Raw genomic sequence first — 26,978 nt, forward strand, 5'->3', positions numbered from 1 at the left:
GCGGATGACAATTCCCTCATGTGGATGGAACCCCAGGATCATCGTGCGCGTTTGCATGCAGAATCGAGGGTCGGTTCCATGCGTGCGAAAAAGTCGCCCAAGAAATCACCGAGCCTGATCTCTCCCACCGGCGTCATCAAGCTCGTGACGCATACGATGATGGGCGCAGCTCTCGGGCTCGCATTGGGTCTCGCGCTCACCTTGTCCAATCCGGCGGTCGCCAATCTGCTCAATCACGGCGGAAACCAGGCCGTCCTCGTCTTCGTCCTCACATTGGTGACGACGTTCGCGATCGGGGCGACACTCACGGGCGTCGTGTTCATCCTTGCCGAAGACAAGGAATCTTGAAGCGCGCGTGAAGCACGGCAATTGCTTTGTCAGGAACTCTCGCGGCGAATAGCGGTTGGCTACCTGCGTCAAATTAACCCAGGGAGTTCCCGCGCATGAAGACGACCAAGCTCGCTCTCGCCGTGATGTTGGCAACCGGCCTCGCAGTCACCCCGTTCGCCGCCCAAGCGAAGTCGCACAAGGCGAAACATGGATCGGCGATGTCATCGTCGCAGACGACGGGCGCAAACACCAAATCCTCCAAGGGCGCCGATCCCTCTGGTCAAGGTGGTTCCGGTCCCGGCTCCGATCAGGGCGGCACCATGACGAACAACAAGAGCGGAATGAGCAATACCAAGTAAGCTCACGGCCGTTCACCGAAGGCCCCGCGATCGCGGGGCCTTTTTGCTTTGGTGTTAGGTTGTTGTTTTCGGAAAACCGCTTCGCACTTTTCCGGATCATGCTTTAGGGCCGCTGGCCGTAGAAGTCGTCTTCACCAGATGGTCGAGCTGCGCGCGCTTGCGTGCGATCAGAAGCTGGGCCGCGGCATCGTCGAGCCCTTCGCGCTGCAATTGCCGGATGGCAGAGCCCAATTCGAGAATCTCGGCGCGCAGTCTCAGGATCCGGTACGTGTCCGGGTCTTCCTCCACCGCGTGCCCCAAAACTCTCAGCGGCGCGCGATCGCGTGCAAGGAATTCCCGAATTGATGGCCTGATGTCTTCACGGGACGAAGGCGTACCCGGTCACGAACATCTGGCAGCACATCGCCGCCGCCAGCGGCCTTCCATTCGCCGATCAGCAGGTTGATTTTCTGCCGCAGACCCATCTGCGCCAGGGCCTCTTCTGTGCAGTCGCGGTCGCGATCGACGAGGTCGCGCACGGATGCCTCGATACTGGCCATCTCCAGCCTCAAGGCACTGATTTTACGTCGAATTTCATTAATTCTGTTGTCCATGACTTGTTAGAACAAAATAAGAACATATAGTCAAGTCACGATTTCAGAATGGAGAGGGCAGATGCGGGTTCAGGGTAAATACGACGCCAAGACTTTTCTCGATGCGAAGGTTTTCCTCGCCGAGCAGATGACGCGGACGCAAGGGCTGAGACTGAAGCGGCTGAGCGAGGAAGCCTATCAGCCCGCGCAATATAATCGGGATCTGTCCTCCAATGAAGCCGCGCGGCGCATCCAGGAGCTGGAGGCCGAGATCGAGCTGGCGAACTCCTTCTAGCCAGCTGCATCGCGCATCCGGAACGTTGCCGGCGCACTTCGGAACCATGGCTTTGCCGAAAGGTTTTCTCCCGGCCAAGGGAGAATCAGAATGGCACGCAAGGCAAAGAAACGACGCTACTCGCGCAGCTCCGGCAGCGATGTCGAAAGCGAGATGAAGCGCTACAAGAAGGGTACCGCGAAGAGCGGGCCTGGCGGTCGTGGCGGGCGCGTGAAGAGCCGCAAGCAGGCGATCGCGATCGGACTGTCGAAGGCGCGCAAGAAAGGCAAGAAGGTGCCGAAGAAGGCCTCGAAGCGGAAGGCATCCAAGAAAAAAACGAGCAAGAAAAAGACGAGCAAGAAAACGTCCAGGCGCAAATCCACTAAGCGGTAGTGGTAACCCGCGTCAGATCATGCTCCCCGGTATGAAGCAGCGGATCGCAATCCCGAACGCGGTCTTCACCGGCCAGACCATGGTGCGCCCCGCCCGGTTCGGCTCGGTGATGACGGCTTCATCGGGCACGTCCACCCATTGACCGTCAAGCCGGACGCGATAGTGCCCCTCATGCGATTCCCAATCGGGATCCGAGACGGCAAATCCGTCGGCGTCGGAACAGCACGGGCCGAGATGGCTGCGCAGACTGTCGAACCAGGGTTTTAGGGCTGAGTTGGCGTAGCGGCCATCGTCGCGCCCGAGGGCGTTTCCAGTCGTCAGCACGATTGGCGCCGCCAGCAGCGCATATCTCAACGAGAGCTTCAATCGATCCATGTCGGCACCGATCAATGCGAACTTCCGGTTCCATAAGACGACCGGGCGCTCGAAGTTCCACTCATGAATTCGCCTCGGCGTCCTCATTGACGCCCAAGCCCACCGCGCGATTCCAAAGTCTGACGAGCGAACGCGGCTTTTTCGGACGAACCCGTCATCAATGCTGCCGTTAACGAGAATGTTATCGGCGCCTGTGGGTATCTTCCAGCCGCGCACGAAAAAGGCGGCCCGCGGGCCGCCTTTTGAGTTTGCCATCGAAAACGAGCAGCTTACGCCAGCGGCACTGCCACGAACCGGGTCGCGTCCGCGTTTTTGACTTGCAGCAGCACGCTGTTCTTGCCGGACGATTTGGCCTGCGCCAGCTCGGAGCGGACGTCGCCGACATTGGCGACGGGCTTGCCGCCGACATTGAGGATGACGTCGCCGGTCTGGATGCCATGCTGTGCGGCCGGTCCCTGCGGATCGACCTCGGTGACGACGACGCCCTTCTGGCCGGCGCCTTGCACCTCTCCGGCCGGCGCCAGAGCGAGGCCGAGGCGCGGCGTGCCGTTGCCCGACTGCGCCTTGCCCTCGTCGGCTTTGGCCTGCCGCTCGTTCGGCAACTCGCCGAGCGCGAGCGTCACCGTCTTGCTGTCGCCCTTGTGGACGACGTCGAGCTTCACGGAGCTGCCCGGCGCCAGCGTGGCGATGGTGCGGGCGAGATCACGGGAGTCCTTGATCGCAGTGCCGTTGACGGCGGTGATGACATCGCCCGCCTCGATGCCCGCCTTCGCCGCGGGGCTGCCGTCCTGCGGATTGTCGACGATCGCGCCGCGCGCCTCCTTCAGGCCGAGGCTGTCTGCGATCTCGGCCGTCACCGGCTGCACCTGCACGCCGAGCCAACCGCGGGTCACCGCGCCCTTGTCCTTCAGCTGCGCGACAACGAGCTTTGCGGTCGTGGACGGGATGTCGAAGCCGATGCCGACCGAACCGCCTGAGGGCGAGTAGATCGCGGTGTTCACGCCGATCACGTTGCCGTTCATGTCGAATGCCGGACCGCCGGAATTGCCCTTGTTGATGGGGGCGTCGATCTGGATGAAATCGTCATAGGGCCCGTTGCCGATGTCGCGGCCGCTGGCCGAGACGATGCCGGCGGTCACGGTGCCGCCGAGACCGAAGGGATTGCCGACCGCGACCACCCAGTCGCCGATCCGCGGCTTCTGGTCGGAGAACTTCACGAACGGAAAGTCCTTCTTGCCATCGACCTTGATCAGCGCGAGATCGGTCTTCGGATCGGTGCCGACGACCTTCGCGGTATAGGTCGCGCCGTCATCCATGGTCACCTGCACGGACTCGGCGTGGTCGACGACGTGATTATTGGTCACGGCAAAGCCGTCGGCGGAGATGAAGAAGCCGGAGCCTTCGCCCGTGATCACCTGGTGGCGCTGGCGCGGCATGCCGTTCATGCCACCCTGGCCGCGGAAACCGAACTGCCGCGAGAACTGATCGAACGGCGAATCCTCGTCCTGATCCATCCGGTTCTGCTGCAGCATCGCGCTCTTGTCGTTGTCCTGATCGATCCTGACCCGCACCGAGATGACGGCGGGTTTGACCTTGGCGACGAGATCGCCGAAGCCCGGCGGGGTCGTCGCATTTTCCGCGGCCTGGGCCGGCGCGATGAAGGAGGTCATGCCAAACGGCGAGGCGGGAGACGCAGCCAGCACGGCCACGCCAAGCGCGGCCACAGTGCCGAGCAGCGCGAGCCGGCGCGGCCTCAGGATCTTGCGGGACGTGGTGGTGTCGGAATTGACGCGGTCGTTCATGTCGAAATGTCCATGTTGATCAGGTGTCGCCTTGCACCCAACATGGGCGCTCGCACCTTACGACGTCCCGTCCGTCCGATTAAATCTTGGCAAAGGTGCTGCGGCCTTGTGCGGCGCCACACTCTTGCGCGATCACACGCCCTTGTCGTTCGGGCTGGCGACCGCGTCCTTGAGCGGTGCCGTCATCGGGAAATTCAGGTTCACGTTCCTGGGTGGAATCGGCTTTGTGAACCATTTTGCGTAGAGCTCCGCGAACTGCCCGCTCTTCATTATCGCGCCGAGCGTCTTGTCGACCAGCGCTTTAAATTCCGGATCGCCCTTGCGGATGATCAGTCCGTAAGGCTCGGTACGCAGATTGTCGTCGATGATCCGCCAGTTGTCCGGTGCAGGACTATTAGCGATGAGACTTGCGAGGAGAATGTCATCCATGACGAAGGCTTCGCTGCGGCCGGTCGTCAGCGCCAGGAAGGAAGCAGCGTGATCCGGAGAGAGCACTTGCTTGACCTCAAAACTCTTCTGTTGGCCGCGCGCCAGCAGCAACGCGATCGACGTTGAGCCGGTAGTGAGTGCAACCGGCTTGTCCTTCAGATCCTCGAACGTCTTGATCGGCGCGTCCTTTCGGACCACGGCGCGAATGCTCGACACGAAGATGGTGTTGCTGAACGCCACCACCTTCTGGCGCTCCAACGTGTTGGTCGCAGGGCCGCAGACGATGTCTATGGTCCCGTTCTCGATCAGCGGGATCTGCGTGCTGAGCTGGATCGGCTGCAGCTTGGTCTGAAGCGCCGGGAGCTTCAGTTCATCTTTCACCGCATCGACGATCCGCGCGCAAAGATCCATCGCGAAGCCGACAGGCTTCTGACTGTCGTCGAGATAGGAGAACGGCACCGAGACGTCCCGGTGCCCGAGTCGGATTTCGCCAGCCGCCCTGATCTTGGCCAGCGTGCCATCAGGCGCTTGGGCCAGAGCGGAGCCCGAGGCTGCGGTCAAAAACACAAGCGAATACAACAACCCCTTCATGGCCTCACTCCTTCAATGGATACAATCACTCAATATTTTATACACGCCATTGCATAATCCACCAGCTGATTTTATACGATCTGTCTTGGGTCAACCGCGACGAGAGACCAGATGAAATCGGGAGCAGCGCCGAAGCAACGGAGTGGCGGCCTTCACGGCTCCACCCCTGACACGGTCCGCGAGGCGCTGCGGCGCGCGATCAGTGCGGGTGAGCTCGCGCCCGGCATTCAGCTCCGGCAGGACGAGCTGGCCGAAAAGTTCGGGACCAGCCGCATCCCCGTCAGAGAGGCGCTGCGGCAATTAGAGGCCGAGGGTTTTGTGACATTCCTGCCGAACCGCGGCGCGGTCGTCTCCGATCTCTCCATCGACGAAGTCATCGAGTTGCTCGAGATCCGCATCGCGCTCGAATGTCACGCTCTCCGCCTCGCCATCCCGGCCATGGGCGACATCGATCTCGACGACGCCCTCGCAATCCTGCGCTCCTATGATGACGAACCCGACGCGGAAAAATGGGGCGCGTTCAACTGGCGCTTCCATAAGGCGCTCTACGCCCCCTGCAACAGCCCGCGCCTGCTCGCAATGATCGAGGCGAACTACGGCCATGTCGGCCGGTTCACGCGCGCGCTGGTCTCGCGCGCCACCGGCAAGGATCGGCCCCAGCGCGAGCATTACCAATTGCTCGAACATTGCCGCGACGGCGAAGTCGAGAAGGCCGTCCGCCTGCTGCGCGAGCACATCGTGCAGACGCAAAAGACGCTGCGATCGGCACAGCGTCATGCATTACGGAGCGAGGCCGGTTGATCTTGGGATCAAACGTCCCCACCAAGTTCAAGGAGAGTCCGCTTGAAGACGAACGACGTCGAAATCCTGGTGATTGGCGCGGGCATGGCAGGTCTTGCCACGGCCTATTACCTTGCCGTCCAGCACAAGCGCGCGCGCCTGTTGATCGTCGACGAAGGCCAGCCGATGGCGCTGACGTCCGCGCAGTCAGGCGAGAACTATCGCAATTGGTGGCCGCATCCGACCATGGCGGCGTTCACCGACCACAGCACCGATCTGATGGAGGACATCGCGCGGCGCACCGACAACCGCTTCCACATGACGCGGCGCGGATATCTCCTCGTGACGCGCGACGGCAAGCCGGAAGAGCTGCTGCGGCAGCTATATGCGGGCTACGGCGCTTCAGCCTCGAAGCTGATCCGCCTGCACGAGGGCGCGAGCCAGGACTATTCACCGCCGTTGTCGGCGGATTGGCAGGCTGCGCCCGACGGCGTCGATGTGCTGCTCGGCCGTGATCTGATCCAGCAACATTACCCGGCCTTCGACAAGGAGATCGCAACCGCGCTGCACATTCGCCGCGCCGGCGACATCAGCGGCCAGCAGCTCGGCCAGTACATGCTGGAGACAATGCGACCTCTTGGCGCGCAGTTTCAGCAGGCCCGCGTGGTCGGCATCGCCAAGGCCGACCGGTTCCTGATCGACGTCATCGCCGATGGCGCGCGCCAAACCATCAAGGCCGACATGATCGTCAATGCCGGGGGCCCGTTTGCCGCCCACGTCGCGGCCATGCATGGCGAAGAGCTGCCGATCTTCAACGTGCTCCAGCAGAAGATCGCTTTCGCCGACCGCAACCGCGCGGTTGACCGGAAGATGCCGTTTGCGATCGACCTCGACGGTCAGACGCTGGCTTGGTCGGACGACGAGCGCGAGGCCTTGGCGGCATCTCCCGAACTCGCTCGCCTGCTGGAGCCGATGCCGGGCAGCATTCATTGCCGCCCCGACGGGGGAGATCACGGTCACTGGATCAAGCTCGGCTGGGCCTTCAACTCGGAACCATCAGAACCCACACGCGAACCCGAACTCAATCCCGACTTCCCGGAAATCGTGCTTCGCGCAGCAAGCAGGCTTCAGCCTGCGCTCAAGCAATATCTCGGAGCCCTGCCCCGGGACCGGGTGCACTATGGCGGCTTCTATCCGATGACGAAGGAGAACTGGCCGCTGATCGGCGCCGCCAAAACGCCCGGCGTATTCCTGACCACCGCCTTGTCGGGCTATGGCACGATGTCGGCATGCGCCGCTGGCGACCTCTGCGCGCGCGCCGTCGTCGGTGCGCCGGTTCCGTCCTTTGCCGGCGTTCTCTCGCTCGCGCGCTACGAGAACCAGGCGCTCATAGACGAGCTTGAGAGTGCTGAGAGCCGCGGCCTGCTCTGATCGCTTCTGCAGTCCGACGCCCTCACGCCGCGACAGGGGCCTCCCATGCCGCGGCCGCGGTGGCGTCTTCCTCGCGTTGCGCATTGCACGCGTCGAAATGGGCCTTCAGCGCGATCTCGGCGAGATGTTCGAAATGCTCGGCCTGGCCGAGGAGTTCCCAATTCTGGAGCGGCCGGTAGGCCGCCTGCTGACGACAGAGGGACGCCAGCGCGCGGTAGCGACGTACGTTCTCCATGAGACCCTCCCTCGCATTCACAGGCCTTATTGCCCTGATTTGCGTCAGGCCGATGGCGGTTATGCAAAACATTTTCTGCCTGCACAACGCGCCTGATCGCAGTTAACTTTTGAGAAATGCGCGGGCCCACTTTAGTTCCAAACGCGCACGATTGCGCATTGAATCGGGCCGCCCGGAGGGCCCGAGGCCTAAGCGTAAAGCCGCCGTTCCACGGCGACACCGATCAGGTCGAGATAGCGCTCGATCAGGTCGGGCCGGCCGATGAGATAGCCCTGCATCTCTTCGCAGGCCTCGCGTTCCAGGAAGGCACGTTGGGCCTCGGTCTCCACCCCCTCGGCAACGACCGGGATATTCAGCGCATGCGCGAGGCTCAGGACGGCGCGGACGATCTCGGCCGCTTGCGGCGTCGCCTCGAGATTGGAGATGAAGCTGCGATCGATCTTGATCTTGTCGAACGGGAACGACTGGAGATAGGACAGCGAGGAATAGCCGGTGCCGAAATCGTCCATCGCGATGCGGATGCCGAGCGCCTTCAGCCGCCGCAGCAGATTGAGCGCGCGGGTGAAATCCCCGATCAGCACGCCCTCGGTGATCTCGACCTCGAGCCGTGTCGGCGCAAGCCCGGTCTCCAGCAGGATCTGGTGGATCGAGCGTTCGAGATCGCCGGCCTGGAACTGAACCGGCGACAGATTGACCGCGACCTGCAACGGCCGCGGCCAGGATGCTGCCTCGCGGCAAGCCTCGCGCAGCACCCATTCGCCGATCTGGATGATCAGCCCGTTCTCCTCCGCGAGCGGAATGAACTGGTCCGGCGGCACGAAGCCTCGCGTCGGGTGATTCCAGCGCAGCAGCGCCTCAAAGCCAATCACCTCGCCATTCATCCGCGCCTGCGGCTGGAAGTAGACCAGCAACTGGTTCTGCTCCAGCGCCTGGCGCAGATCGTGCTGCAACAGCCTGCGGTCGCGCAGTTCCTGATCCATCTCGGATTCGAAGAAGCAGACCCTGCCCCTGCCCTCGCGCTTGGCGCGATAGAGCGCGGAATCGGCGTTGGCGAGCAGCGTCACGGCATCCACGCCGTCATCTGGGTAGACGGCGATGCCGACACTGACGCCCACCTGGGAGAGATAGTCGTCGACCTCGAGTTCCTTGCCGATCACCTCGACCAGGCGCTCGGCGAGCGCCAGCGCCTCCTCGCGCCGGATGTCGTTGGGCATCAGGATCATGAACTCGTCGCCACCGATACGGGCGACGAAGGCGCCGTCGGCCTCCGCAGCGAGACGATCCGCCGCCGCCCGCATCAGCATGTCGCCGACGGGATGACCGAACACGTCATTGACTTCCTTGAAGCGGTCGAGATCGAGACTAAGCACCGCAAAACTCGTGGAGGCCTCCTGCGCCCGCACCAGCCGTTCATCCAGCGCCGCGTTGAAGGCGCTGCGGTTCGGCAGGTCGGTCAGGGCGTCGTGATGGGCAAGGTGGCTGATCCGCGCCTCGTTGGTGATCCGCTCGGTCACGTCCTCGATGACGCCGACGAGATATTGCGGCGCACCGTTGCCGTCGCGTACCAGCAGCTTGCGCGAATTGACCAGACGGCCATGGCCGTTGACCCCGACTTCGAGCAGGTGCCCCTCGAGGAACATCGGCGTGCCGCTGTCGACGACCCGGCGGTCCTGCTCGCTGACGGCACGGGCGATATCCCGCGGAAATATCTGCTCCGGCGTCTTGCCCAGCATCTCCTCGCGCGGTATCCCGTAATACTCTTCGCCGGCGCGGTTGAGCAGGACGTAGCGGGAGTCCTTCGCGTCCTTGGCGAACACCGCGATCGGGATGTTCTCGATGATGCCGTCGAGGAATTCGCGCGCCCGCAGCGAATCCTGTTCGGCACGCTTGTGCGTTTGCTCGAGCTCCTCGATCATCAGCTTGATCGCGCGATCGGTGCGGCGGCGATCGCGATCGCTCTCCTCATAGGCTGCACCGACGAGCTCACCGAGCCTGGTCAGATCGACCTGCCCGGATTCATCGGTCGACTGCCTGATCTGTCTTGCCAACAGGCGATGCGTGGTCAAGCTGCCGCCTCCGCGATCATTGTCACGGTCATGGTCTGGTTGTGCAGCTCGCAGCGCCCGGACGCGGCCGGGGGTGCAATCTCGCCGTATGAATAGAAGCCGATGCGAACGACGTCGTCGCCGAGCTCGGCCGCAACCGCATCCAGTTCATCCTGCGTGCGCTGCCCCATCACCTTGCGGCGGCCGGTGCAGCTCACCAGGATTGCAAGCTTGTCGCCGACAATCCCATCGGCAAGCGCGTCGCGCGCCTGCCTGCCGGCTTCGCCAGCGCCGGCGGCGAGGCTATCGAAATTGGCGCGCATCAATTGCGCGGTGCACCCTTCCGGAATGTCGGCCGCGAACGTCAGGGTGCCAGCGCTGCGATCCACGGCAAAGACGGAGCGCACGATCTGCCGATCCGGCTCGGCCTCGTCATGAATGCGCAGCGGAAAGGCGAGCCCCGAGCCCGGCATCGCAGCCGCCTCCTCCTCGCCGAGATAGCGGGTGTAGAGGTCCAGCGGCGGCTCGCCGTCGAGCTCGACCACGACCGGACCATCCGACTTCGTCACCTTGCGGCGCGGACCGAAGACGTCCCAGCCGGCGGCGCAGCCATGCGCGATACGGAAGGACGTGCCGTAAAATCCGATTGCCGCGACGCGGTTCGACGATGGTTCGCCGTCGGCGCCCACCAATGTCTGCTCGAGCCTGGTGCCGTCGCCGGCCAGTCCGCCGGTCACCAGCAAGTCCGGCCCCAGCACCTCGGTGATCCCCGCAATCAGCGCGTTGCCGTTCATGTTCAATCCGTCGGAGAGGACGAACACGCCGGCAAGATCAGGAGCTGCGACCTGGCGGGCGAGACGCACTCCGCAGAGCCGCGATGCGTCGCGGGATTCGATCGTCTCCTGGACCAGGCGCACCTTGGTATGTGCGAACCGAAGGGCGACGGCGACGATTTCTTCATCGGCGATGTCGTCGCCGTGGATCTGACCGCCAGTGCTGCAACCGACGATGTGGCTGTCGGGATAGAGACCGCGCAGCTCGCGATAGCGCTCGCCGCCTGTCAGCCCCTCGCGGCTGCCGAAATAAAGCACGAGCTGAGCGGGCTCGCGCAGGGCGTTCGCTCCGCACCAGCCATGGGCCGCATTCCAGTGGAGATATTGAATGTGCATCCCACGCGCTCTCTGCGGTTCTTGAACCACAGATTGTGGAGCGGCGCATTGCGTCGCCGTTAATCGGGGGCCGGCTTCACAACCGTTGGTTACTCCGGCATGAAGGCGACTATCGATTCACGATCAATTCTCCGTAGCAGCCCGGGGAAACGCCGCGCGCGGGTGCTGCACCTCCGTAATCTACCGGAGGCGCACTGCCTCGCCGGTACGCATCGGCTGCGCGGAACTATGTTGCGGTTTTGCAACCCGCGCCGCCTCTGCGGCGACGCGAATGGCCGCGATGTTGGCGGCGTAGGTCGCACTGTTCCCGCCGCGGAACACGGCCGACCCCGCGACCAGCGTATCGGCGCCGGCGGCGGCCACAGCGGCGGCATTCTCGCGCGTGACGCCGCCATCGACCTCGAGCCGGATCGGCCGATCACCGATCATGTTTCGAATGCGGCTGATCTTCTCAAGCTGAGAGTCGATGAAGGACTGGCCGCCAAAGCCGGGATTGACCGTCATCACCAGCACAAGGTCGAGACGATCGAGCAAATATTCGATCGCACTCTCCGGTGTTGCCGGGCACAGGCTGACACCGGCCTTCTTGCCGAGCGCGCGGATCGCCTGGAGGGAGCGGTCGAGATGCGGGCCCGCTTCGGCATGGACGGTGATGACATCTGCGCCCGCCTTCGCGAATGCTTCCAGATACGGATCAACAGGTGCGATCATCAGATGCACGTCGAAGATTTTCGCCGTCACAGGCCGGATCGCCTTGATGACGTCGGCACCAAAACTGATGTTCGGCACGAAATGTCCATCCATGACGTCGCAATGGATCCAGTCGGCGCCGGCGACGTCGATGGCCGCGATCTCTTCGCCGAGACGGGCGAAGTCTGCCGCCAGGATCGACGGTGCGATGATGATCTCTCTGGTCATGGCTTGGCACTCCGCACATCGGCGCCACCGCTGAAGACGCGGCTTGCAAGGACATCCGCCGGATCGATGGTTTCGAGATCGGCGACACCAAGCATCCGGTCGAGATCTGACACCAGACGATCGGCCTGCCGCAGGCGGATACGATCGACGGCATTGCGGATCGAGCGGGCGTTGGAGAAGAACGGCTGGGTCCGGCGCAGCGCGATGTATTTCTCGAAGGCCTCGCGCGCGGCGGCCGAGAAGCGGTAGCCGCGCTCCTTCAGCATCAGTTCGGAGATAACGAGCAGCTCAGCCTCCGCATAGTCCGGGAAGTCGATGTGGTGGGCGATGCGCGAGCGGAAGCCGGGATTGCTCGCGAAGAAGCTCGTCATGCGCTCGCCATAGCCGGCGAGGATCACGACGAGGTCCTCGCGCTGGTTCTCCATCACCTGGAGCAGGATCTCGATCGCCTCCTGGCCGTAGTCGCGCTCATTGTCCGGACGATGCAGGTAATAGGCCTCGTCGATGAAGAGCACGCCGCCCATCGCCTTCTTCAGGATTTCCTTCGTCTTCGGCGCGGTGTGGCCGATATACTGGCCGACGAGATCGTCGCGCGTCACCGAGATGACCTGTCCGCGCCGCACGAAACCGAGGCCGTGCAGGATTTTGGCCATGCGCAGCGCCACGGTGGTCTTGCCGGTGCCGGGATTTCCGGTGAACGACATGTGCAGCGTGGGTGGCGACGACGCCAATCCCGCGCGCTGGCGGATGCGTTCGATCAACAGCAGCGACGCAATCTGGCGCACGCGGTTCTTGACTGGCCGGAGCCCAATCAGCTCCTGCTCGAGCTGTTGCAGCGTATCGGTGATTCCGGCCGCTTCGGCCTCCTGGCGGAGATCGAAATGGGTCTCGCTGGATTCGGTCGCGTGGGGAACATCGAGCATCGGCACCTCGAAGAAAAGAGCTTCGCCGCGGGGGAGCGGCGAAGCAGTGGTCCGCCAAGGAAACGGAGCAGGGAGTGCTCCGCGCGGAGGAGAATGCTATTGCGCAGCGTGAGCGACCGGCTTTCGCACCGTGGTGTAGCGGATCGCGCGTCCCCCCACCTCCTGCCGCACCAGCTCGAACTCGGCCTCCTGCGGCGGGCGATTCACCAGGAAGGAAATCCGCACCGATTCCCAGCCATGGCTGGAATCGAAGCCGCTGAGGCGAATGTAGCGGTCGCCGTACACCCTGCGGCATTCGGCCAGCTCCATCATCACGCCGGCGGCGTCCTGGAGATCGAACATCGGCAAGCCCCACATCTCCCAGTAAGTGTTGCGGGGATGCGGGTCGTCGGTGAACTCGATGTTCACCGCCCAGCCGTTGCTGAGACAATACTGCACCTGTTTGGTGATTTGGTCGTCGGTGAGATCGGGCAGGAACGAGAAGCAGCCCTGGGTCAGTTTCATGTTCTGTCTCCTCAAACGGTTTCGAGCGCGGTCGGAACGAAGTCCGGCGTGTCGGTGGATTGATAGTTGAAGCTGACGTCCTTCCAGACCTCGAGCGCAGCCTTCAGGGGCGTGCAGGTCTCGGCCGCGCGGGCCAGGATCTCCGGGCCTTCGTGGACGTAGTCGCGCCCCTCGTTGCGGGCGAGGATCATTGCTTCCAGCGCCACGCGATTGGCGATCGCGCCGGCCGCAATGCCCATGGGATGGCCGATGGTCCCGCCGCCGAACTGCAGCACGACGTCCTCGCCGAGCAGATCGAGCAGCTGGTGCATCTGGCCGGCATGGATGCCGCCCGAGGCGACCGGCATCATCTTGTTGAGGCTCGCCCAGGACTGGTCGAAGAACAGGCCATGCTCGAGCTTCGTCGGGTTGAAATCCTCGCGGCAGACATCGTAATAGCCGCGCGTGGTGTTGGGATCGCCTTCGAGCTTGCCGACCACCGTGCCGGCATGGATGTGGTCGACACCGGCAAGCCGCATCCATTTCGCGATGACGCGGAACGACACGCCGTGGCTCTTCTGCCGCGTGTAGGTCGAGTGACCGGCACGATGCAGATGCAGGATCATGTCGTTGCGGCGCGCCCATTTCGCCATGGATTGGATCGCGGTGTAGCCGATCACGAGGTCGATCATGACGATGCACGACCCGAGCTCTTTCGCGAACTCCGCGCGCTCGTACATGTCCTCCATCGTCCCCGCCGTGATGTTCAGGTACGTGCCCTTCGCCTCGCCGGAAGCGGCCTGCGCCCGGTTCACCGCCTCCATGCAGTAGAGGAAGCGGTCGCGCCAATGCATGAACGGTTGCGAGTTGATGTTCTCGTCGTCCTTGGTGAAGTCGAGCCCACCCTTCAGCGCCTCGTAGACGACGCGGCCATAGTTGCGTCCCGAAAGCCCGAGCTTCGGTTTCACGGTCGCGCCCAGCAGCGGCCGGCCGAACTTGTCGAGCCGCTCGCGCTCGACCACGATGCCGGTCGCCGGCCCCTGGAACGTCTTCACATAGGCGACGGGGAAGCGCATGTCCTCCAGCCGCAGCGCCTTGAGCGGCTTGAAACCGAACACGTTGCCGATGATCGAGGCCGACAGGTTAGCGATCGAGCCAGGCTCGAACAAGTCCAGATCATAAGCGATATAGGCGAAATAGGAGCCCGGCGTGCCCGGGACCGGATCGACGCGGTAGCACTTCGCGCGATACTTTTCGGCGGCGGTCAGGCGGTCGGTCCACACCACGGTCCAGGTTGCGGTCGAGGATTCGCCGGCAACTGCGGCGGACGCCTCGATCGGGTCGACGCCCTCCTGCGGCGTGACGCGGAACAGCGCGATGACATCCGTGTCCTTCGGCACGTAGTCGGGCTCCCAATAGCCCATTCGCTTGTATTCCATCACACCCGAGCGATATCTTTCCTTGCCGCGGACGGTTCCTGCATGCGCATTCATGGCTCTCTCCTGCTCTTCTCTCTCTGAATGACTAGGCGGCGACTGGCTCGCGGGCGCCGATGCGTGGATCGAGCTCGCCGGCGCGGTAGCGCCGCGCCATCTCGCTCAAGGGAACGACCTTGATTTTGCTGGCGTGGCCTGCCGTGCCGAACTGCTCGAAACGGTCGCGGCAGAGCTCGCGCATCGCATCCATCGCGGGCTTGAGGAATTTGCGCGGGTCGAACTCGGAGCGCGTTTGCGCGGCGACCTTGCGGAACACCGCTGTCATCGCGAGACGGCAGTCGGTGTCGATATTGACCTTGCGGACGCCGCTCTTGATGCCGCGCACGATCTCCTCGACCGGTACGCCCCAGGTCTGCGGCATCTCGCCGCCGAACTGGTTGAACATGTCCTGAAGCGGCTGCGGCACCGATGAGGAGCCGTGCATCACCAGATGCGTGTTCGGCAGCCGGCGGTGAATCTCCTCGACCACCCGCATCGCCAAAATGTCGCCGTCCGGCTTGCGGCTGAACTTGTAGGCACCGTGCGATGTGCCCATCGCGATGGCGAGCGCATCGACCTTGGTGGCACGGACGAAGTCGACGGCCTGATCAGGGTCGGTCAGGAGCTGATCGTGGCTGACCTTGCCCTCGACGCCGTGACCGTCTTCCTGCTCGCCGCCGCCATGCTCGAGCGAACCGAGTACCCCGAGTTCGCCTTCGACGGAGGCGCCGGTCCAATGGGCGAGGTCGACCACGCGGCGGGTGATCGCGACGTTGTAATCGTAGTCGGCGGCGGTCTTGGCGTCGGCCTTGAGCGAGCCGTCCATCATGACGGAGGTGAAGCCATGGGCGATGGCGGAGGCGCAGGTCGCCTCGTCATTGCCGTGGTCCTGGTGCATGCAGAGCGGGATGTCGGGATAGGTCCGCTCCAGCGCGTCGATCATGTGCGAGAGCATGAGGTCGCCGGCATAGCTGCGTGCGCCGCGCGAGGCCTGGATGATGACGGGCGCGTCGACCTCGGCCGCCGCCTGCATGATCGCGATGCCCTGCTCCATGTTGTTGATGTTGAACGCCGGCACCGCGTAACCGTGATGGGCGGCGTGATCGAGCAGTTGGCGAAGGGTGATACGGGCCACGACAAATCCTCCTGTTATTGCTTGCGAGCGCGGGCGATCGCCCGGCGGGCGGCTTCCGCAATGCCCTGCGGCGTGATGCCGAATTCGCGATAGAGCACCGGCGCGGGCGCCGAGGCACCAAAGCCGCGCATGCCGACGAACTCGCCATCGGTGCCGATCCAGCGATGCCAATCGCCGGCGACCGCCGCCTCGATGCCGACGCGCGGAGCGGTGCCGAGCACGCAGGCGCGGTAATCCTCCGGCTGCTCCTCGAACAGCGCAAAGCAGGGCGCGGAGACCACGGCGGTGCGGATGTGCTCGGACGCGAGCAAGCGCGCGGCTTCCAGCGCGATCGAGACCTCCGAACCGGTTGCCATCAGCGTGACGTCACGGCCGCCATCCGGAGAGACGATCAGATAGGCGCCGCGCGCGACGCGGTTCCTGCCGCGGACATCGCTGCGGAAGGTCGGCAGCGCCTGCCGCGACAGGCAGAGCACGGAAGGACGATTTTCGGCCTCGAGCGCGCAGTCCCAGGCTTCCAATGTCTCGACAGCGTCGGCGGGTCGGAACACCAGCAAGTTCGGAATCACCCGCAGCGCGGCAAGGTGCTCGACCGGTTGGTGGGTCGGGCCGTCCTCGCCAAGACCAATGGAGTCGTGGGTCATCACATGGATGACGCGGATCCGCATCAGGGCCGCAAGGCGGATCGCCGGCCGGCTGTAGTCGGAGAAGGCGAGGAATGTGCCACCGTAGGGAATGAAGCCGCCATGCAGCGCGAGGCCATTCATCGCGGCCGCCATGCCGTGCTCACGAATGCCATAATGGATGTAATTGCCGGCGAAAGCGTCGCGCTTAACGGCGGACTGCGCCTTGGCGTGCGTCAGGTTCGAGTGCGTCAGGTCAGCCGAGCCGCCGACAAGGCCGGGAATGGTGCCGGCGATACCATCGAGCACCTGTTGCGAGGCCTGCCGTGTCGCGAGCTTCGGCCGCTCGGTCGCAAAGCGTTCGCGCAATTTCGCCGCGGCGAGCGCATAGGCAGCCGGCAGCGCGACGGCCTTGCCCTCGATGAACAGGTCGCGCTGTTCGGGCGTCGCGCATTCGTAGCGATCGAGCCAGGCAAGGCGCTCGACCTGCCCGCGCTGCCCGATCATCCGCCACGCCTTCGCGATCGTGACAGGCACCACGAAGGGCTGATAGTCCCAGCCGAGCGTCCTGCGCGCAGCCGCGGTCTGCTCGGTGCCGAGCGGCGCGCCATGCGCCTTCTCGGTGCCCTGCCGATCGGGCGCGCCATAGCCGATGATGGTGCGGCAGGCGATCAGGGAAGGCTTTGCGGTCTCGCGTTCCTCAGCAATCGCCTGCGCAACGGCTTCGGGATCGTGCCCGTCGACGCGGCGCACCGACCAGCCGGACGCCGCAAAGCGCGCGAGCTGGTCATCGGAGGTCGCAAGCGAGGTCGGCCCGTCGATCGAGATGCCATTGTCGTCGAACAGCACGATCAGGCGGCCGAGCTGGAGATGGCCGGCGAGCGAGATCGCCTCCTGGCTGATGCCCTCCATCAGGCAGCCGTCGCCTGCGATGACATAGGTGAAGTGGTCGACGAGCCCATCGCCATGCCGCGCATTGGCCATGCGCTCCGCGAGCGCCATGCCGACCGCCGTCGCGATCCCCTGCCCCAACGGCCCCGTCGTGGTCTCGACACCGGGCGTGTGGCCATATTCGGGATGGCCCGGCGTCTTCGAGCCCCATTGCCTGAAGGCCTTGATGTCGTCGAGGCTGACGGCGCCGCCGGTCAGATGCAGCAGAGCATAGAGCAGCATCGAGCCGTGGCCCGCCGACAGCACGAAGCGGTCGCGGTCCGGCCAATTGGGGTGTGCGGAGTCGAACTTCAGGAAGCGCGAGAACAACACGGTCGCGACGTCGGCCATGCCCATGGGCAGGCCGGGATGGCCGGACTGCGAGATCTCGATGGCGTCAACCGCGAGAAAGCGGACGGCATTGGCGAGATCGCTATGCGCGACGGCATTGAGGTCGGCTTCGGCGTGGACGGAGATATTCATCGCACTCTCCTTGTTCACTTCAAGTTTCGCTTGCGTTCGATCAGCTGCATGATCAGCGGCGTCAGGATCAGCTGCATCGCCAGATCGAGCTTCGCGCCGGGACACACAATGGAGTTGGCGCGGGACATCCAGCTTTGCGGCAGCATCGAGAGCAGATAGGGAAAGTCGATGCCGCGCGGATTCTTGAAGCGGATCACGACCATCGATTCGTCCGGCGTCGGGATCCAGCGCGCGATGAACGGATTGGAGGTATCGACCGTCGGCACGCGCTGGAAATTGATGTCGGTCTCGGAAAACTGCGGGCAGATATAGTGGATGTAATCCGGCATCCGCCGCAGAACGGTGTCGGTGACGGCCTCGGTCGAATAGCCCCGCGCGCTGCGGTCGCGGTGCAGCTTCTGGATCCATTCGAGATTGATGACGGGCACGACGCCAATCTTGAGGTCGGCATAGCGCGCGACGTTGACCTTGTCGGTGACGACGGCGCCGTGCAGGCCCTCGTAGAACAGCAGGTCGGAGCTCTCCGGCAGCCGTTCCCATTCGGTGAAGGTGCCGGGTGGGGCGCCATGCAGCGCGGACTCTTCGGCGTCGTGCACGTAGTGCCGCGTCGTCGCTGAGCCGGTTTCGCCATAATCGCGGAACGCGCGCTCCAACTCCTCGAACAGATTGGTCTCGGGGCTGAAATGGCTGAAATGCCTGTTGCCGCGATCGGCCTCCTTGGCCATCTGCGTGCGCATTTCGGCGCGGTCATAGCGATGGAAGGCGTCGCCCTCGATGTAGACGGCGTTGACCTTCTCGCGGAAGAAGATCTGCTCAAACGTCTTCTTCACCGATGTGGTGCCGGCGCCGGAGGAGCCGGTGATGGAGATGATCGGATGCTTCCTGGACATGGGACGCCTCGCTCACAGCCGGAAGAAGCCGCGCCGCGCAAACAGCGGTGCGGAGACGCTGGCGATCAGCAGCGGATCGCAATGCAATTCCGCAACGCGCCGCACCTCGTTGCTCGAACCCATGATCAGCGGCACGCGCTGGTGCAGGCCTTGCGCGGAGAGATCGAGGATGCGCTCGCGCCCGGTCGAGGCAGAGCCGCCGGCCTGCTCGATGATGTAAGCCATCGGGTGCGCTTCGTAGGTGAGACGGAGGCGGCCATCGCCATAGCCGGGCCGTGCGTCGGAGGGATAGAGGAACACACCGCCGCGCGTGAGGATGCGATAGGCCTCCGCGACCAGCGAGCCGATCCAGCGCATGTTGAAGTCATGATTGGCCGGCCCGTCGACGCCGGCGAGGCACTCGTCGACGAAGGCGCGCACCGGCGATTCCCAGTGACGGCGGTTGGAGGCGTTGATCGCGAACTCATCACACGCCTCGGAGATCTGAACGCCACTGCGCGCGAGGCGGAAGCAGCCGGCCTTGCGGTCGAGCGTGAAGATGTCGACGCCATCGCCGAGCGTCAGCACCAGCGAGGTCTGCGGTCCATAGGTGACGAACCCAGCGGCGAGCTGCGCCGAGCCGCGCTGATGGAAGGCGAGCGCGAGATCGTCCGGCGCGGGCAGGATCGAGAAGATCGTGCCCACGGTCATGTTGATGTCGATGTTGGAGGAGCCGTCGAGCGGATCGATCGCGACGCAGATGCGGCCTTCGCGGTCGCAGATCTGCGGCTCGCGCATCTCCTCCGACGCCAGCGCTGCGACCGGCAGCTTGCCGAGGCAGCGGCGCAGGATCGCATCCGCCTGCACGTCGAGATCGCGCTGGACATCGCCGTCGCTGTTGCGGCCGGTGGTCAGACCGGAAGCGTCAGCGAGATCGCCTGTGGCGATGAGGTCGGCGATCTCGATCGCGGCCGCCGCGATGGCATCGACTGCGGCCGCCACGGCCAGCGCATGCGGCGCCGTTTCGGAATAGCGTTGAAGGTGGTCGTCCAGCCTGAGTTGCCCGGTCATCTGCGTCCATCCCCTTGCGGGCGCCGCATCCAGTTCCCTCCCCGGCGGAGGTCGGTGCGGTCGGTCCCGGCATGAGGAGATTGACAGGGGCGGCTTAATAAGGAAAATTTCTATTCATAATGAGTGCCAAAGATATTTCTTATAATGGCCCCGGCCATGCGGCGACCCAGCTCCGGCATCTCACGATCCGGCAGCTGCGCTCGCTTGCGGCGCTCTCGGCCAAGGGCAGCGTCACGGCGGCCTCAAGCCAGCTCGGCCTGACCCAGCCGGCCGTCACCCAGCAGCTGCGCCAGCTCCAGGATCTCGCCGGCTTGCCACTGCTGCAGCGGACCGGCGACGGCATGCTGCTGACGGAGGCGGGCAAGGAGGTGCTGACGCTGGCCGAGCGCGTCGAAGCCGCGATCATGGACTGCCAGGGCGCGCTCGATCTGCTCGCCGGACGAACCGGCGGCACCGTGCATCTCGGCGCGGTCTCGACGGCAAAATACTTCGTGCCGCACGCGATCGCGGCGTTCTCGAAGCGGCATCCGAAGATCGAGATCAAGCTCACCGTCGGCAATCGCGAGGAGATCCGCGAAGCCATGCACGGCTACGACCTCGATTTCGCGGTGATGGGTCGGCCACCGGCCGACGTCAGCGTCGATGTCCGTCAGCTCGGGCGCAATCCGCACATCATCGTCGCGCGCAAGGGGCACTGGCTGGAGAAGGATTCGGGCCTCAGCCTGACCGATCTCGTCCACGAGACCTTCCTCACCCGCGAGCCGGGGTCAGGCACGCGCACGCTGATGGAGGGCATGTTCCAGAAGTCGGACCTCGAGCCCATCATCGGCATGGAGATGAGCAGCAACGAGACCATCAAGCAGGCGGTGATCGCCGGGCTCGGCATTGCCTTCATCTCGGCCCACACCGTGGCGCATGAGCTCGCCGAAGGCCGCCTCATCGTGCTCGATGTCGCGGGCCTGCCGATCGTCCGGCAATGGTACGTGATCCGCCGCAGCGACAAGGTGCTGCTGCCGCCGGCGCAGGCGATGTTCGATTTCCTGGGGTCCGAGGGGTCGAACTATCTGCCCGACGTGCCCGAATTCGGCGCGCGATAGCCAACCGACATTCAGACCATCAGCTTCATCGCGATGGTCGCCGCCAGGATGACGATGATCTGGAGCAGGCGCTCTGTCGTGAAGATGCGGTTGAAAGTGGTCATCGCTTGCCCCGGCCGACGTGGAAGAATGTCGATCGGCAAGTGCTAGCACATGCGCGCGGCCAGACAATTCCGGAGTTGCCCTGGGTTCTGTTCGCGCCGGACCGGCCGCGGAAGGACTGCATCTCATCCCCTCCCCGACAGACGCTCGACCCACCATGCAAGATCGCGGTCCGCGCCGGCCTCGAATCCGATGGACGGCACGCCCGCGGTCACGCTGCGCAGCCTGCGGACGTCGGCTGCAATGATCGGCTCGGCGTCGACGCCGGTGGCGATGATAGCGCCGAGCCGGATCAGATGTCGCGCCTTGAGGCGGTCGGCGACATGCTCGATCACGCTGCGCAGGCTGCGCGCTTCGCCGCTGGCGAGATTGACGGCGCCGGTCAGCTCGCTCTCGAGCACGGCCGCGATCATCTGCGCGAGATCGTCGACATAGATGAAGTCGCGGAGCTGCTCGCCATGCGAGCAGTCGAAACTTCGTCCTGCGCGCAGAATCCTGATCAGCGACGGGATGAGGCGCGCCGCCGGCTCGTGCGGACCGAACGGGAAGAACACGCGACCCCAGGCAGCACCAGCGGCAGTGTAACCCTCGGATGCCTCGAGTTTGGTTTGGCCGTACAGCGTCGTCGGACGGCAGTCGGTCGACTCCGCGCACGGACCGTCCTGCGGGCCGTATTCGAAGCAGCTTCCGATCCCGAGGATCCGGCGCGTGCCGCAGGCCCTGGCGCGCGCAAGCAGGTCGATGCTCGCCTCAGCCCAGAGCCGGTTGACGGGATCCTCGCGATAACGCCCCGGCCGCGCTTCCCAGCCGAGATGCACGAGATGAGTCGGGCGCGATGTGAACAGCGCATCCGCCCGACCGGCTTCCGTGAGAAGATCAGCCGCATGCCAGGTGACGCCGGCCGTCGCCGGTTGCGGCGTGCGCGCGACGCCGTGCACCTCGAAGCCGCGTTCAAGCAGCGCCGGCACCAGCGCACGGCCGATGAATCCGGATGCGCCTGTGACCAGCACCCGCTTCATGCGAGATACGGCAGCGCGCGGTCGCGCGCGGACAGGATCGGATCGGCAAGCGGCCATCCGATCGCGAGTGACGGATCATCCCAGCGGATGCCGGCGGCACCTGGCGCATCATAAGGCGCATCGATGAAGTACATCAGCTCGGTGCGCTCTGCGAGCGTCTGGAAGCCATGTGCGCATCCGGCGGGAATGAACACGGCGTTGCGACGATCGGCGGCGAGTTCGACCGAGCACCATTGTCCGTAGGTCGGCAGCGTTCGGCGCAGGTCCACGATCACGTCGAAGGCGCGGCCGGCAACGCAGCGCACCAGCTTGGCCTCCAGCCGTCCCGCCTGATAGTGCAAGCCGCGCAAGGTGCCGGCGCGTTCATTGTAGGACAGGCCGTGCTGCGCGAAATGCGTCGGAAGTCCCAGCGCGACGAACGCTTCAGCGTCGAACAGCCGTGCGAAGAATCCGCGCGCGTCCGCCTCGGGCTCGATCCCGATTTCCAGGACACCTGGCAACGCCAATGGCGTGAACTTCATGTCAGGCACTCCCACCCGAACACCCCTGCTGAATTCGTTTTTCGTTTGCATCGCGTGTGGCGATGTCGGAACTTCTGTGGCTCCGGAGGAATCACTAGCAGCCGACGCAGAGCGGCACAACAAGGCGCCCGCCATGGCCAGGCATCGATGCCGGTTCTGCACCGAGGGGCTCGACGAGACCTTCGTCGATCTCGGCCTCTCGCCTTTGGCAAACTCCTTTATCCCGCCGGAGTGGGCGGACGCCGCCGAGCCGACCTATCCACTGCATGCCCTTGCGTGCCGTGCCTGCGGACTGGTCCAGCTTCCACAGTTCGAACCTGCGGCCAACATCTTCGACCAATATCTCTATTACTCCTCCTATTCCGAGAGCTGGCTGCGGCACGCCGAGGCCTATGCCGCGGAGATGATTGCGCGCGCCAAGCTTGGCGCGGAATCCGAGGTGATCGAGATCGCGAGCAATGACGGATATCTCCTGCAATATTTTCAGCGCGCCGGCATCCGTGCGCTCGGTGTCGAGCCCGCAAGCGGCCCTGCGGCGACTGCTATCGCGAAGGGCATCCAGACCAGGACCTGCTATTTTGGACGCGATACGGCGATCGCACTGAGAGCCGAAGGCCGCCGGCCCGACCTGATCGTCGCCAACAACGTGCTGCCGCACGTCCCCGATATCAACGACTTCGTCGCGGGCCTGCGCATTCTCCTGCCCGAGACCGGACGCGTGACCCTGGAGCTTCCGCATCTGTTGCATCTGATCGAGGGGATCCAGTTCGACACGATCTATCACGAGCATCTGTCGTACTTCTCGCTCGCGACCCTTCAGACGGTGTTTCGTGCGCATGCCTTGCGCGTCTTCGATGCGGATGAGCTGCCGACGCATGGCGGTTCGCTGCGTCTGCACGTCTGCACTGAAGCTTCGTCTCAACAGCCCTCGCCCGCGCTCGATGGATTGCAACGCCGCGAAGCGGCAGCGGGCCTCGACCAACCTGCGACCTGGCGTGGTTTTCGGGAGAAGGTTGCGGCGAAGCGCGAGATGATCCGTGATTTCCTCGTCACGGCACGGCGCGCCGGCAAGACGGTGCTGGCCTATGGCGCGCCGGCGAAGGGCAACACGCTGCTCAATTATTGCGGCATCACGCGCGAATTGATTCCGTTCACCGTGGACCGCAATCCTCACAAGCAGGGCCTGCTGCTGCCGGGAACGCATCTGCCGGTCCGTGATCCCACAGCCCTCGTCGCGGCCAGGCCCGATTACGTCTTCATCCTGCCGTGGAATCTGAAGGACGAGATCATCGCCCAGCTGGCGGAGGTTCGCACCTGGGGCGGGCAGTTCGTCGCGCCCGCGCCCGACCTGACGATCGTATCGTGAGCGATGGTTAACGATCAGGCCGCGAGCGGCGCGACATAGTCCATGCGCGCGTTGAAATAGGCTTCCAGCTCCGACAGCGCACGGTCTTCCCATTCCCTCGCCTGCTCCAACAGCGACCAGCTCTGGCCCGGGCGGAACGTAGCGGTCTGGCGATAGAGCGATGCGATGCCGCGATAGCGGCGCACATTCTCCAGGATGGCGTGACCACTCATTTGGCCGTTCATGTTGAGAAACTCCCTCGTCCTTCCTGTGAGGGAACTTGCAGCCAAATCTTTTTCGAAAAGTTAGCGTCGCGCAGCAGCTGCGCGGATGGTTGCCGGACTGTTGCGCGCGGGCAACGTCACCAGTCGCGCGTCGCTGATTTATTGCGAATTCGTTGCCGCGCTTTCGCCCGAAGGCTTCAGCCCGCCGCGGCTGACGATCGTCATCGTCTCGCGGCAGAGATCGGCAAGTCCGATCAGCAGCACGGCAATGATGCAGAACAGGTTGACGGAATCCGCGCCTGCACTGTTCAATGGCGTGAACTGGAAGAACGGCGGGATGAACGCCCACCACACCAGCGGAATGGTGAGCAGCGCGGCGAACGCCGCCGCCGGCGCGCCGGCGACGAATCCGAGCACGAACAGGCTGGGCAGGAACGCCGCGAAATAGAGTTTTGCGCCGAGCGCGACGCAGACGCCCTGAAGCGCACCCGACACTCCGACGACGACTAGCCCAAGCAGAAACGCCTGCCACGACCATGGCCGTACCCGCGGTACGCCAAACAGTCCCGCACGCCTCATCAGCCTCCCCCTGCCGCTCGTTAACCGAGCCCGCTTGCGACCAAAGTACTACAGCGGCAGGGAAACCGCGAGATGGAAATCGCGCGGTTCGGGGCTGCGTATGCAGGGCTTGGTAAACAGCCGGGGGCACAATTGTACCGCTACTCGGTGGCGGCATAGAGCAAGCCCGCAACGGGCAGGGCAAGGCCAATGGCCGATGCCAGCGCCCAGCCGCCTTGTGCAAAAGCCCAGGCGCCAACCGCGGAGCCGGCAGCGCCGGCCGCGAAGAACGTCGCCATATAGAGCCCGTTGAGGCGGCTGCGATGCTCGTGCCCGAGCGCGAAAATGGCCCGGAAGCCGAGCACGACGTTGCCTTGCACGCCAATGTCGATGGCGATCGCGGCCACGACCAGAAAGGCGAGGTTCAGCATCGATCCGGCCGGACCGATATAGGTCACGAGGAAGCCGGCGGCCGCGAGCAGCATCGCAACCAGCGTCGCGATCCGGCTATGGCCGCGATCGGCGAGCCGTCCCGCGATCGGAGCCGCGAACACGCCGGCGACGCCGGCCAGCGCAAACAGCGCGATGCCGCGCTGGGAGAAGCCGAACACATCGGCGAGCTGGAGCGGCGCCACCGTCCAGAACAGGGTGAAGCAACCGAACAGGCTGGCCTGGTAGAGCGCGCGGCGCCGGAGCAGCGGCGTGGTCCGGGCCAGATGCGGCATCGACAGCAGCAGCGTGCCGTAATGCATGCGCGCAACGGGGTTGCGCTTCGGCAGCGTGATCCGGAGCACCGTCGCCAGCACGATCATGAGCGCAGCGGAGCCGAAGAACACCGCATGCCACGACGACGCCGCGGTGACGAAGCTCGACACCGGCCGCGCCAGCATGATGCCGAGCATCAGGCCGGTCGAGACGTTGCCGACGACGCGGCCGCGGATGGCTTCCGGCGCCAGATGCGCCGCGTAGGGAATGATGATCTGCACCGCGACCGAGCCGAGCCCGACGAATAGCGCCGCGATCAGGAACGGCAGCGCATGGGTGGCAAATCCCGCGGCGAGCAGCGCGGCTGCGCCAAGCATGATGACCGAACAGATCAGCGTGCGGTTCTCGATGAGGTCGCCGAGCGGCACGATAAACAGAAGCCCGACGCCGTAACCGATCTGCGTCATGGTCACGATCAACCCCGCCGCTTCATGCGACAGGCCGAGCGCGGCGCTGATCGGGGCGATCAGCGGCTGGGCGTAGTAGATGTTGGCGGCGGCCATGCCACAGGCCGCGGCCAGCACGAAGGTCAGTCGCTGCGACACCGCATCCGGTTCGGGTGCGGTGTCGATCGTGGCATTCATCGTCATTTTAATGCAGTCTCCGATAGATCGGGAACATTCGTTCCCTAATAGGACAAGAGTTCAGGCGAGCAGTTTCATCGCGACGCTGGCCAAGCGCTCGCCGTCGAGCGGCAGGCGCGCCTTGCCGACTACGCGCAGGCCTTGCGTGATGCAGATCATCAGCCGCGCGGTATCATCGGCCTCGACATGTTCAGGAATCGAGCCGTCAGCCTGGCCCTCGCGGATGAGGCCGGCGATGAAGCTCTCGTTGGTCTCGAGCTGCGCGGACACACGCGCGCGGATCACCGGATCGACCGCCGACAGCTCGACCGCGCTGCCGACCACCAGACAGCCGCGGCGGCCCTCGATGCCCTGGGAGTGCTCGACGTAGGACAGCAGCACGTTGCGCAACCGGTCGCGGCCGTTTTTGCCGCGCCCAGCGGCGCTGCGAGTCTGCTCCTGGCGCAGCGCAACGTAGCGCTCGAAAGCGGCGAGGAACACGGCCTGCTTGTCGCGAAACGCCTTGTAGACGCTGCCGGTGGCCAGCCGCATTGCGGCGGTAAGGTCGCCGATCGAGGTCGCATGATAGCCGCGCTCACGAAATACCCGCAGGGCGCGGTCGAGCGCGGTGTCCATGTCGAACTCGCGGGGACGACCGGGCGGACGGGCCGGTTGCGACAGGCGGGCGGCTTTTTGCATTGCGGTATAATAGGGAATGATCGTTTCCAAATAAAGACACGGAGTTGTGAATGGGGAGCGGATAAGCACAATTGCTGGCCCCGTGTTCCGGACGCGCTGCAACGCGCAGCGTTGCTGCGCAGAGCCGGGACCCAGATGGCGGCACGGATCGCTCGGAGACACGGGCCCCGGCTCAGCAGCGCACCGTCGAAGGGACCCCGCGCTGCGTCCGGGGCACGAGAGCGGAGTGGAGCGCGCGTTCTCTCAACGCCGTCATTGCGAGGAGCCCTTGCGATGAAGCAATCCAGAGTCTTTCCGCGGAGGGATTCTGGATTGCTTCGCTGCGCTCGCAGTGACGGAGTATGAAGCGGCAGCGTCGCTCTTCCAATTCGCACTTCAACTTGCAGACAC

At 64.4% G+C, this 26,978-nt stretch carries 30 protein-coding genes; 8 read left to right on the forward strand and 22 right to left on the reverse strand.

All coding sequences use genetic code 11. From position 1 onward, the window contains the following. The first annotated feature begins 78 nt into the window (after window positions 1-78). Both IVB29_RS07650 and IVB29_RS07655 read left to right on the forward strand, forming a co-directional pair. Window positions 79-348, forward strand: a complete 270-nt coding sequence (locus IVB29_RS07650; RefSeq protein ID WP_247502781.1) for a hypothetical protein — start codon at window positions 79-81, stop codon at window positions 346-348. A gap of 95 nt (window positions 349-443) precedes the next feature. Continuing rightward, window positions 444-689, forward strand: coding sequence for a hypothetical protein (locus IVB29_RS07655; protein WP_129273683.1), 246 nt, complete (start codon window positions 444-446; stop codon window positions 687-689). A 96-nt stretch (window positions 690-785) separates the two neighbouring features. Here IVB29_RS07655 and IVB29_RS07660 read toward each other — a convergent pair whose 3' ends face one another. After that, window positions 786-977, reverse strand: a complete 192-nt coding sequence (locus IVB29_RS07660) for a hypothetical protein (protein ID WP_247502782.1) — start codon at window positions 975-977, stop codon at window positions 786-788. 17 nt (window positions 978-994) lie between these two features. Continuing rightward, entirely contained in the window at window positions 995-1,228 is a 234-nt protein-coding gene (locus IVB29_RS07665; RefSeq protein WP_247502783.1) for a hypothetical protein, read from the reverse strand. 115 nt (window positions 1,229-1,343) lie between these two features. Between IVB29_RS07665 and IVB29_RS07670 the strand changes: the two genes are divergently transcribed. Continuing rightward, entirely contained in the window at window positions 1,344-1,556 is a 213-nt protein-coding gene (locus tag IVB29_RS07670; RefSeq protein WP_247502784.1) for a DUF3072 domain-containing protein, read from the forward strand. A gap of 90 nt (window positions 1,557-1,646) precedes the next feature. Continuing rightward, a complete protein-coding gene (locus IVB29_RS07675; protein WP_247502785.1) occupies window positions 1,647-1,928 on the forward strand; it encodes a DUF6496 domain-containing protein in 282 nt (93 codons plus the stop codon). Between the two features lie 12 nt (window positions 1,929-1,940). On the opposite strand, the gene IVB29_RS07680 is transcribed toward IVB29_RS07675, so the two are convergent. The 3 genes from IVB29_RS07680 to IVB29_RS07690 all read right to left on the reverse strand — a co-directional run bounded on the left by IVB29_RS07680 (window position 1,941) and on the right by IVB29_RS07690 (window position 5,125). After that, window positions 1,941-2,303 (reverse strand): hypothetical protein, encoded by a 363-nt coding sequence (locus tag IVB29_RS07680; RefSeq protein WP_247502786.1) that lies wholly within the window; start codon window positions 2,301-2,303, stop codon window positions 1,941-1,943. 269 nt (window positions 2,304-2,572) lie between these two features. Next, entirely contained in the window at window positions 2,573-4,105 is a 1,533-nt protein-coding gene (locus IVB29_RS07685; protein WP_247502787.1) for a Do family serine endopeptidase, read from the reverse strand. Between the two features lie 132 nt (window positions 4,106-4,237). Further along, on the reverse strand, window positions 4,238-5,125 hold the full coding sequence (locus IVB29_RS07690; protein ID WP_247502788.1) for a transporter substrate-binding domain-containing protein: 888 nt from the start codon (window positions 5,123-5,125) through the stop codon (window positions 4,238-4,240). Window positions 5,126-5,236: 111 nt separating this feature from the next. On the opposite strand from IVB29_RS07690, the gene IVB29_RS07695 reads away from it, so the two are divergent. Both IVB29_RS07695 and IVB29_RS07700 read left to right on the forward strand, forming a co-directional pair. Continuing rightward, a complete protein-coding gene (locus IVB29_RS07695; RefSeq protein WP_247502789.1) occupies window positions 5,237-5,926 on the forward strand; it encodes a GntR family transcriptional regulator in 690 nt (229 codons plus the stop codon). Between the two features lie 42 nt (window positions 5,927-5,968). Beyond that, a complete protein-coding gene (locus IVB29_RS07700; RefSeq protein ID WP_247502790.1) occupies window positions 5,969-7,336 on the forward strand; it encodes an FAD-dependent oxidoreductase in 1,368 nt (455 codons plus the stop codon). A gap of 22 nt (window positions 7,337-7,358) precedes the next feature. Here IVB29_RS07700 and IVB29_RS07705 read toward each other — a convergent pair whose 3' ends face one another. The 11 genes from IVB29_RS07705 to IVB29_RS07755 all read right to left on the reverse strand — a co-directional run bounded on the left by IVB29_RS07705 (window position 7,359) and on the right by IVB29_RS07755 (window position 19,695). Beyond that, entirely contained in the window at window positions 7,359-7,571 is a 213-nt protein-coding gene (locus tag IVB29_RS07705) for a hypothetical protein (RefSeq protein WP_247502791.1), read from the reverse strand. A 188-nt stretch (window positions 7,572-7,759) separates the two neighbouring features. Next, the gene (locus tag IVB29_RS07710; RefSeq protein WP_247502792.1) at window positions 7,760-9,637 is read right to left on the reverse strand and encodes an EAL domain-containing protein; all 1,878 of its coding nucleotides are present in this window, start codon (window positions 9,635-9,637) and stop codon (window positions 7,760-7,762) included. Beyond that, window positions 9,634-10,785, reverse strand: coding sequence for an FIST N-terminal domain-containing protein (locus IVB29_RS07715; protein WP_247502793.1), 1,152 nt, complete (start codon window positions 10,783-10,785; stop codon window positions 9,634-9,636). Before IVB29_RS07715 ends, IVB29_RS07710 begins: the two co-directional genes overlap by 4 nt. 180 nt (window positions 10,786-10,965) lie before the next feature. Further along, window positions 10,966-11,703 carry a ribulose-phosphate 3-epimerase gene (gene rpe, locus IVB29_RS07720; RefSeq protein ID WP_247502794.1) on the reverse strand — a complete coding sequence of 246 codons (738 nt, stop codon included), beginning with the start codon at window positions 11,701-11,703 and terminating at the stop codon, window positions 10,966-10,968. Further along, a complete protein-coding gene (gene cbbX / locus IVB29_RS07725) occupies window positions 11,700-12,626 on the reverse strand; it encodes a CbbX protein (RefSeq protein ID WP_247502795.1) in 927 nt (308 codons plus the stop codon). Before cbbX ends, rpe begins: the two co-directional genes overlap by 4 nt. A gap of 96 nt (window positions 12,627-12,722) precedes the next feature. Further along, window positions 12,723-13,130, reverse strand: coding sequence for a ribulose bisphosphate carboxylase small subunit (locus IVB29_RS07730; protein WP_247502796.1), 408 nt, complete (start codon window positions 13,128-13,130; stop codon window positions 12,723-12,725). 11 nt (window positions 13,131-13,141) lie between these two features. Beyond that, window positions 13,142-14,602 carry a form I ribulose bisphosphate carboxylase large subunit gene (locus tag IVB29_RS07735; RefSeq protein ID WP_247347957.1) on the reverse strand — a complete coding sequence of 487 codons (1,461 nt, stop codon included), beginning with the start codon at window positions 14,600-14,602 and terminating at the stop codon, window positions 13,142-13,144. A gap of 31 nt (window positions 14,603-14,633) precedes the next feature. Then, window positions 14,634-15,719, reverse strand: coding sequence for a class II fructose-bisphosphate aldolase (gene fba / locus IVB29_RS07740; RefSeq protein WP_247502797.1), 1,086 nt, complete (start codon window positions 15,717-15,719; stop codon window positions 14,634-14,636). Between the two features lie 14 nt (window positions 15,720-15,733). Then, a complete protein-coding gene (gene tkt, locus IVB29_RS07745; protein ID WP_247502798.1) occupies window positions 15,734-17,755 on the reverse strand; it encodes a transketolase in 2,022 nt (673 codons plus the stop codon). Window positions 17,756-17,769: 14 nt separating this feature from the next. Then, complete coding sequence (locus tag IVB29_RS07750; RefSeq protein WP_247502799.1) at window positions 17,770-18,645, reverse strand: phosphoribulokinase; 876 nt, start codon at window positions 18,643-18,645, stop codon at window positions 17,770-17,772. A 12-nt stretch (window positions 18,646-18,657) separates the two neighbouring features. Continuing rightward, window positions 18,658-19,695 (reverse strand): class 1 fructose-bisphosphatase, encoded by a 1,038-nt coding sequence (locus IVB29_RS07755; protein ID WP_247502800.1) that lies wholly within the window; start codon window positions 19,693-19,695, stop codon window positions 18,658-18,660. Between the two features lie 119 nt (window positions 19,696-19,814). Here IVB29_RS07755 and IVB29_RS07760 point away from each other — a divergent pair, with 119 nt between their 5' ends. Then, window positions 19,815-20,792 carry a LysR family transcriptional regulator gene (locus IVB29_RS07760; protein ID WP_247502801.1) on the forward strand — a complete coding sequence of 326 codons (978 nt, stop codon included), beginning with the start codon at window positions 19,815-19,817 and terminating at the stop codon, window positions 20,790-20,792. A 227-nt stretch (window positions 20,793-21,019) separates the two neighbouring features. Here the strand turns inward: IVB29_RS07760 and IVB29_RS07765 are convergent, their stop codons facing one another. Together IVB29_RS07765 and rfbC are read right to left on the reverse strand one after the other, a co-directional pair. After that, window positions 21,020-21,913 (reverse strand): NAD(P)-dependent oxidoreductase, encoded by an 894-nt coding sequence (locus tag IVB29_RS07765; protein ID WP_247502802.1) that lies wholly within the window; start codon window positions 21,911-21,913, stop codon window positions 21,020-21,022. After that, window positions 21,910-22,434 (reverse strand): dTDP-4-dehydrorhamnose 3,5-epimerase, encoded by a 525-nt coding sequence (rfbC, locus tag IVB29_RS07770; protein ID WP_247502803.1) that lies wholly within the window; start codon window positions 22,432-22,434, stop codon window positions 21,910-21,912. The genes IVB29_RS07765 and rfbC overlap by 4 nt, the downstream gene beginning before the upstream one ends. Window positions 22,435-22,567: 133 nt before the next feature. Between rfbC and IVB29_RS07775 the strand changes: the two genes are divergently transcribed. Then, window positions 22,568-23,800, forward strand: coding sequence for a class I SAM-dependent methyltransferase (locus IVB29_RS07775; protein WP_247502804.1), 1,233 nt, complete (start codon window positions 22,568-22,570; stop codon window positions 23,798-23,800). Between the two features lie 14 nt (window positions 23,801-23,814). On the opposite strand, the gene IVB29_RS07780 is transcribed toward IVB29_RS07775, so the two are convergent. The 4 genes from IVB29_RS07780 to IVB29_RS07795 all read right to left on the reverse strand — a co-directional run bounded on the left by IVB29_RS07780 (window position 23,815) and on the right by IVB29_RS07795 (window position 26,588). Next, a complete protein-coding gene (locus tag IVB29_RS07780) occupies window positions 23,815-24,024 on the reverse strand; it encodes a hypothetical protein (RefSeq protein WP_247502805.1) in 210 nt (69 codons plus the stop codon). Between the two features lie 138 nt (window positions 24,025-24,162). Next, window positions 24,163-24,582: a DUF4118 domain-containing protein gene (locus IVB29_RS07785; RefSeq protein WP_247502806.1), complete on the reverse strand. Its 420-nt coding sequence runs from the start codon at window positions 24,580-24,582 to the stop codon at window positions 24,163-24,165. Between the two features lie 140 nt (window positions 24,583-24,722). Next, a complete protein-coding gene (locus IVB29_RS07790) occupies window positions 24,723-25,916 on the reverse strand; it encodes an MFS transporter (RefSeq protein WP_247502807.1) in 1,194 nt (397 codons plus the stop codon). A 54-nt stretch (window positions 25,917-25,970) separates the two neighbouring features. Beyond that, window positions 25,971-26,588 carry a TetR/AcrR family transcriptional regulator gene (locus IVB29_RS07795; RefSeq protein WP_247502808.1) on the reverse strand — a complete coding sequence of 206 codons (618 nt, stop codon included), beginning with the start codon at window positions 26,586-26,588 and terminating at the stop codon, window positions 25,971-25,973. Between the last annotated feature and the right edge of the window lie 390 nt (window positions 26,589-26,978).

Origin of the sequence: Bradyrhizobium sp. 1, assembly GCF_023073315.1 — a bacterium.
Lineage (GTDB): Bacteria > Pseudomonadota > Alphaproteobacteria > Rhizobiales > Xanthobacteraceae > Bradyrhizobium.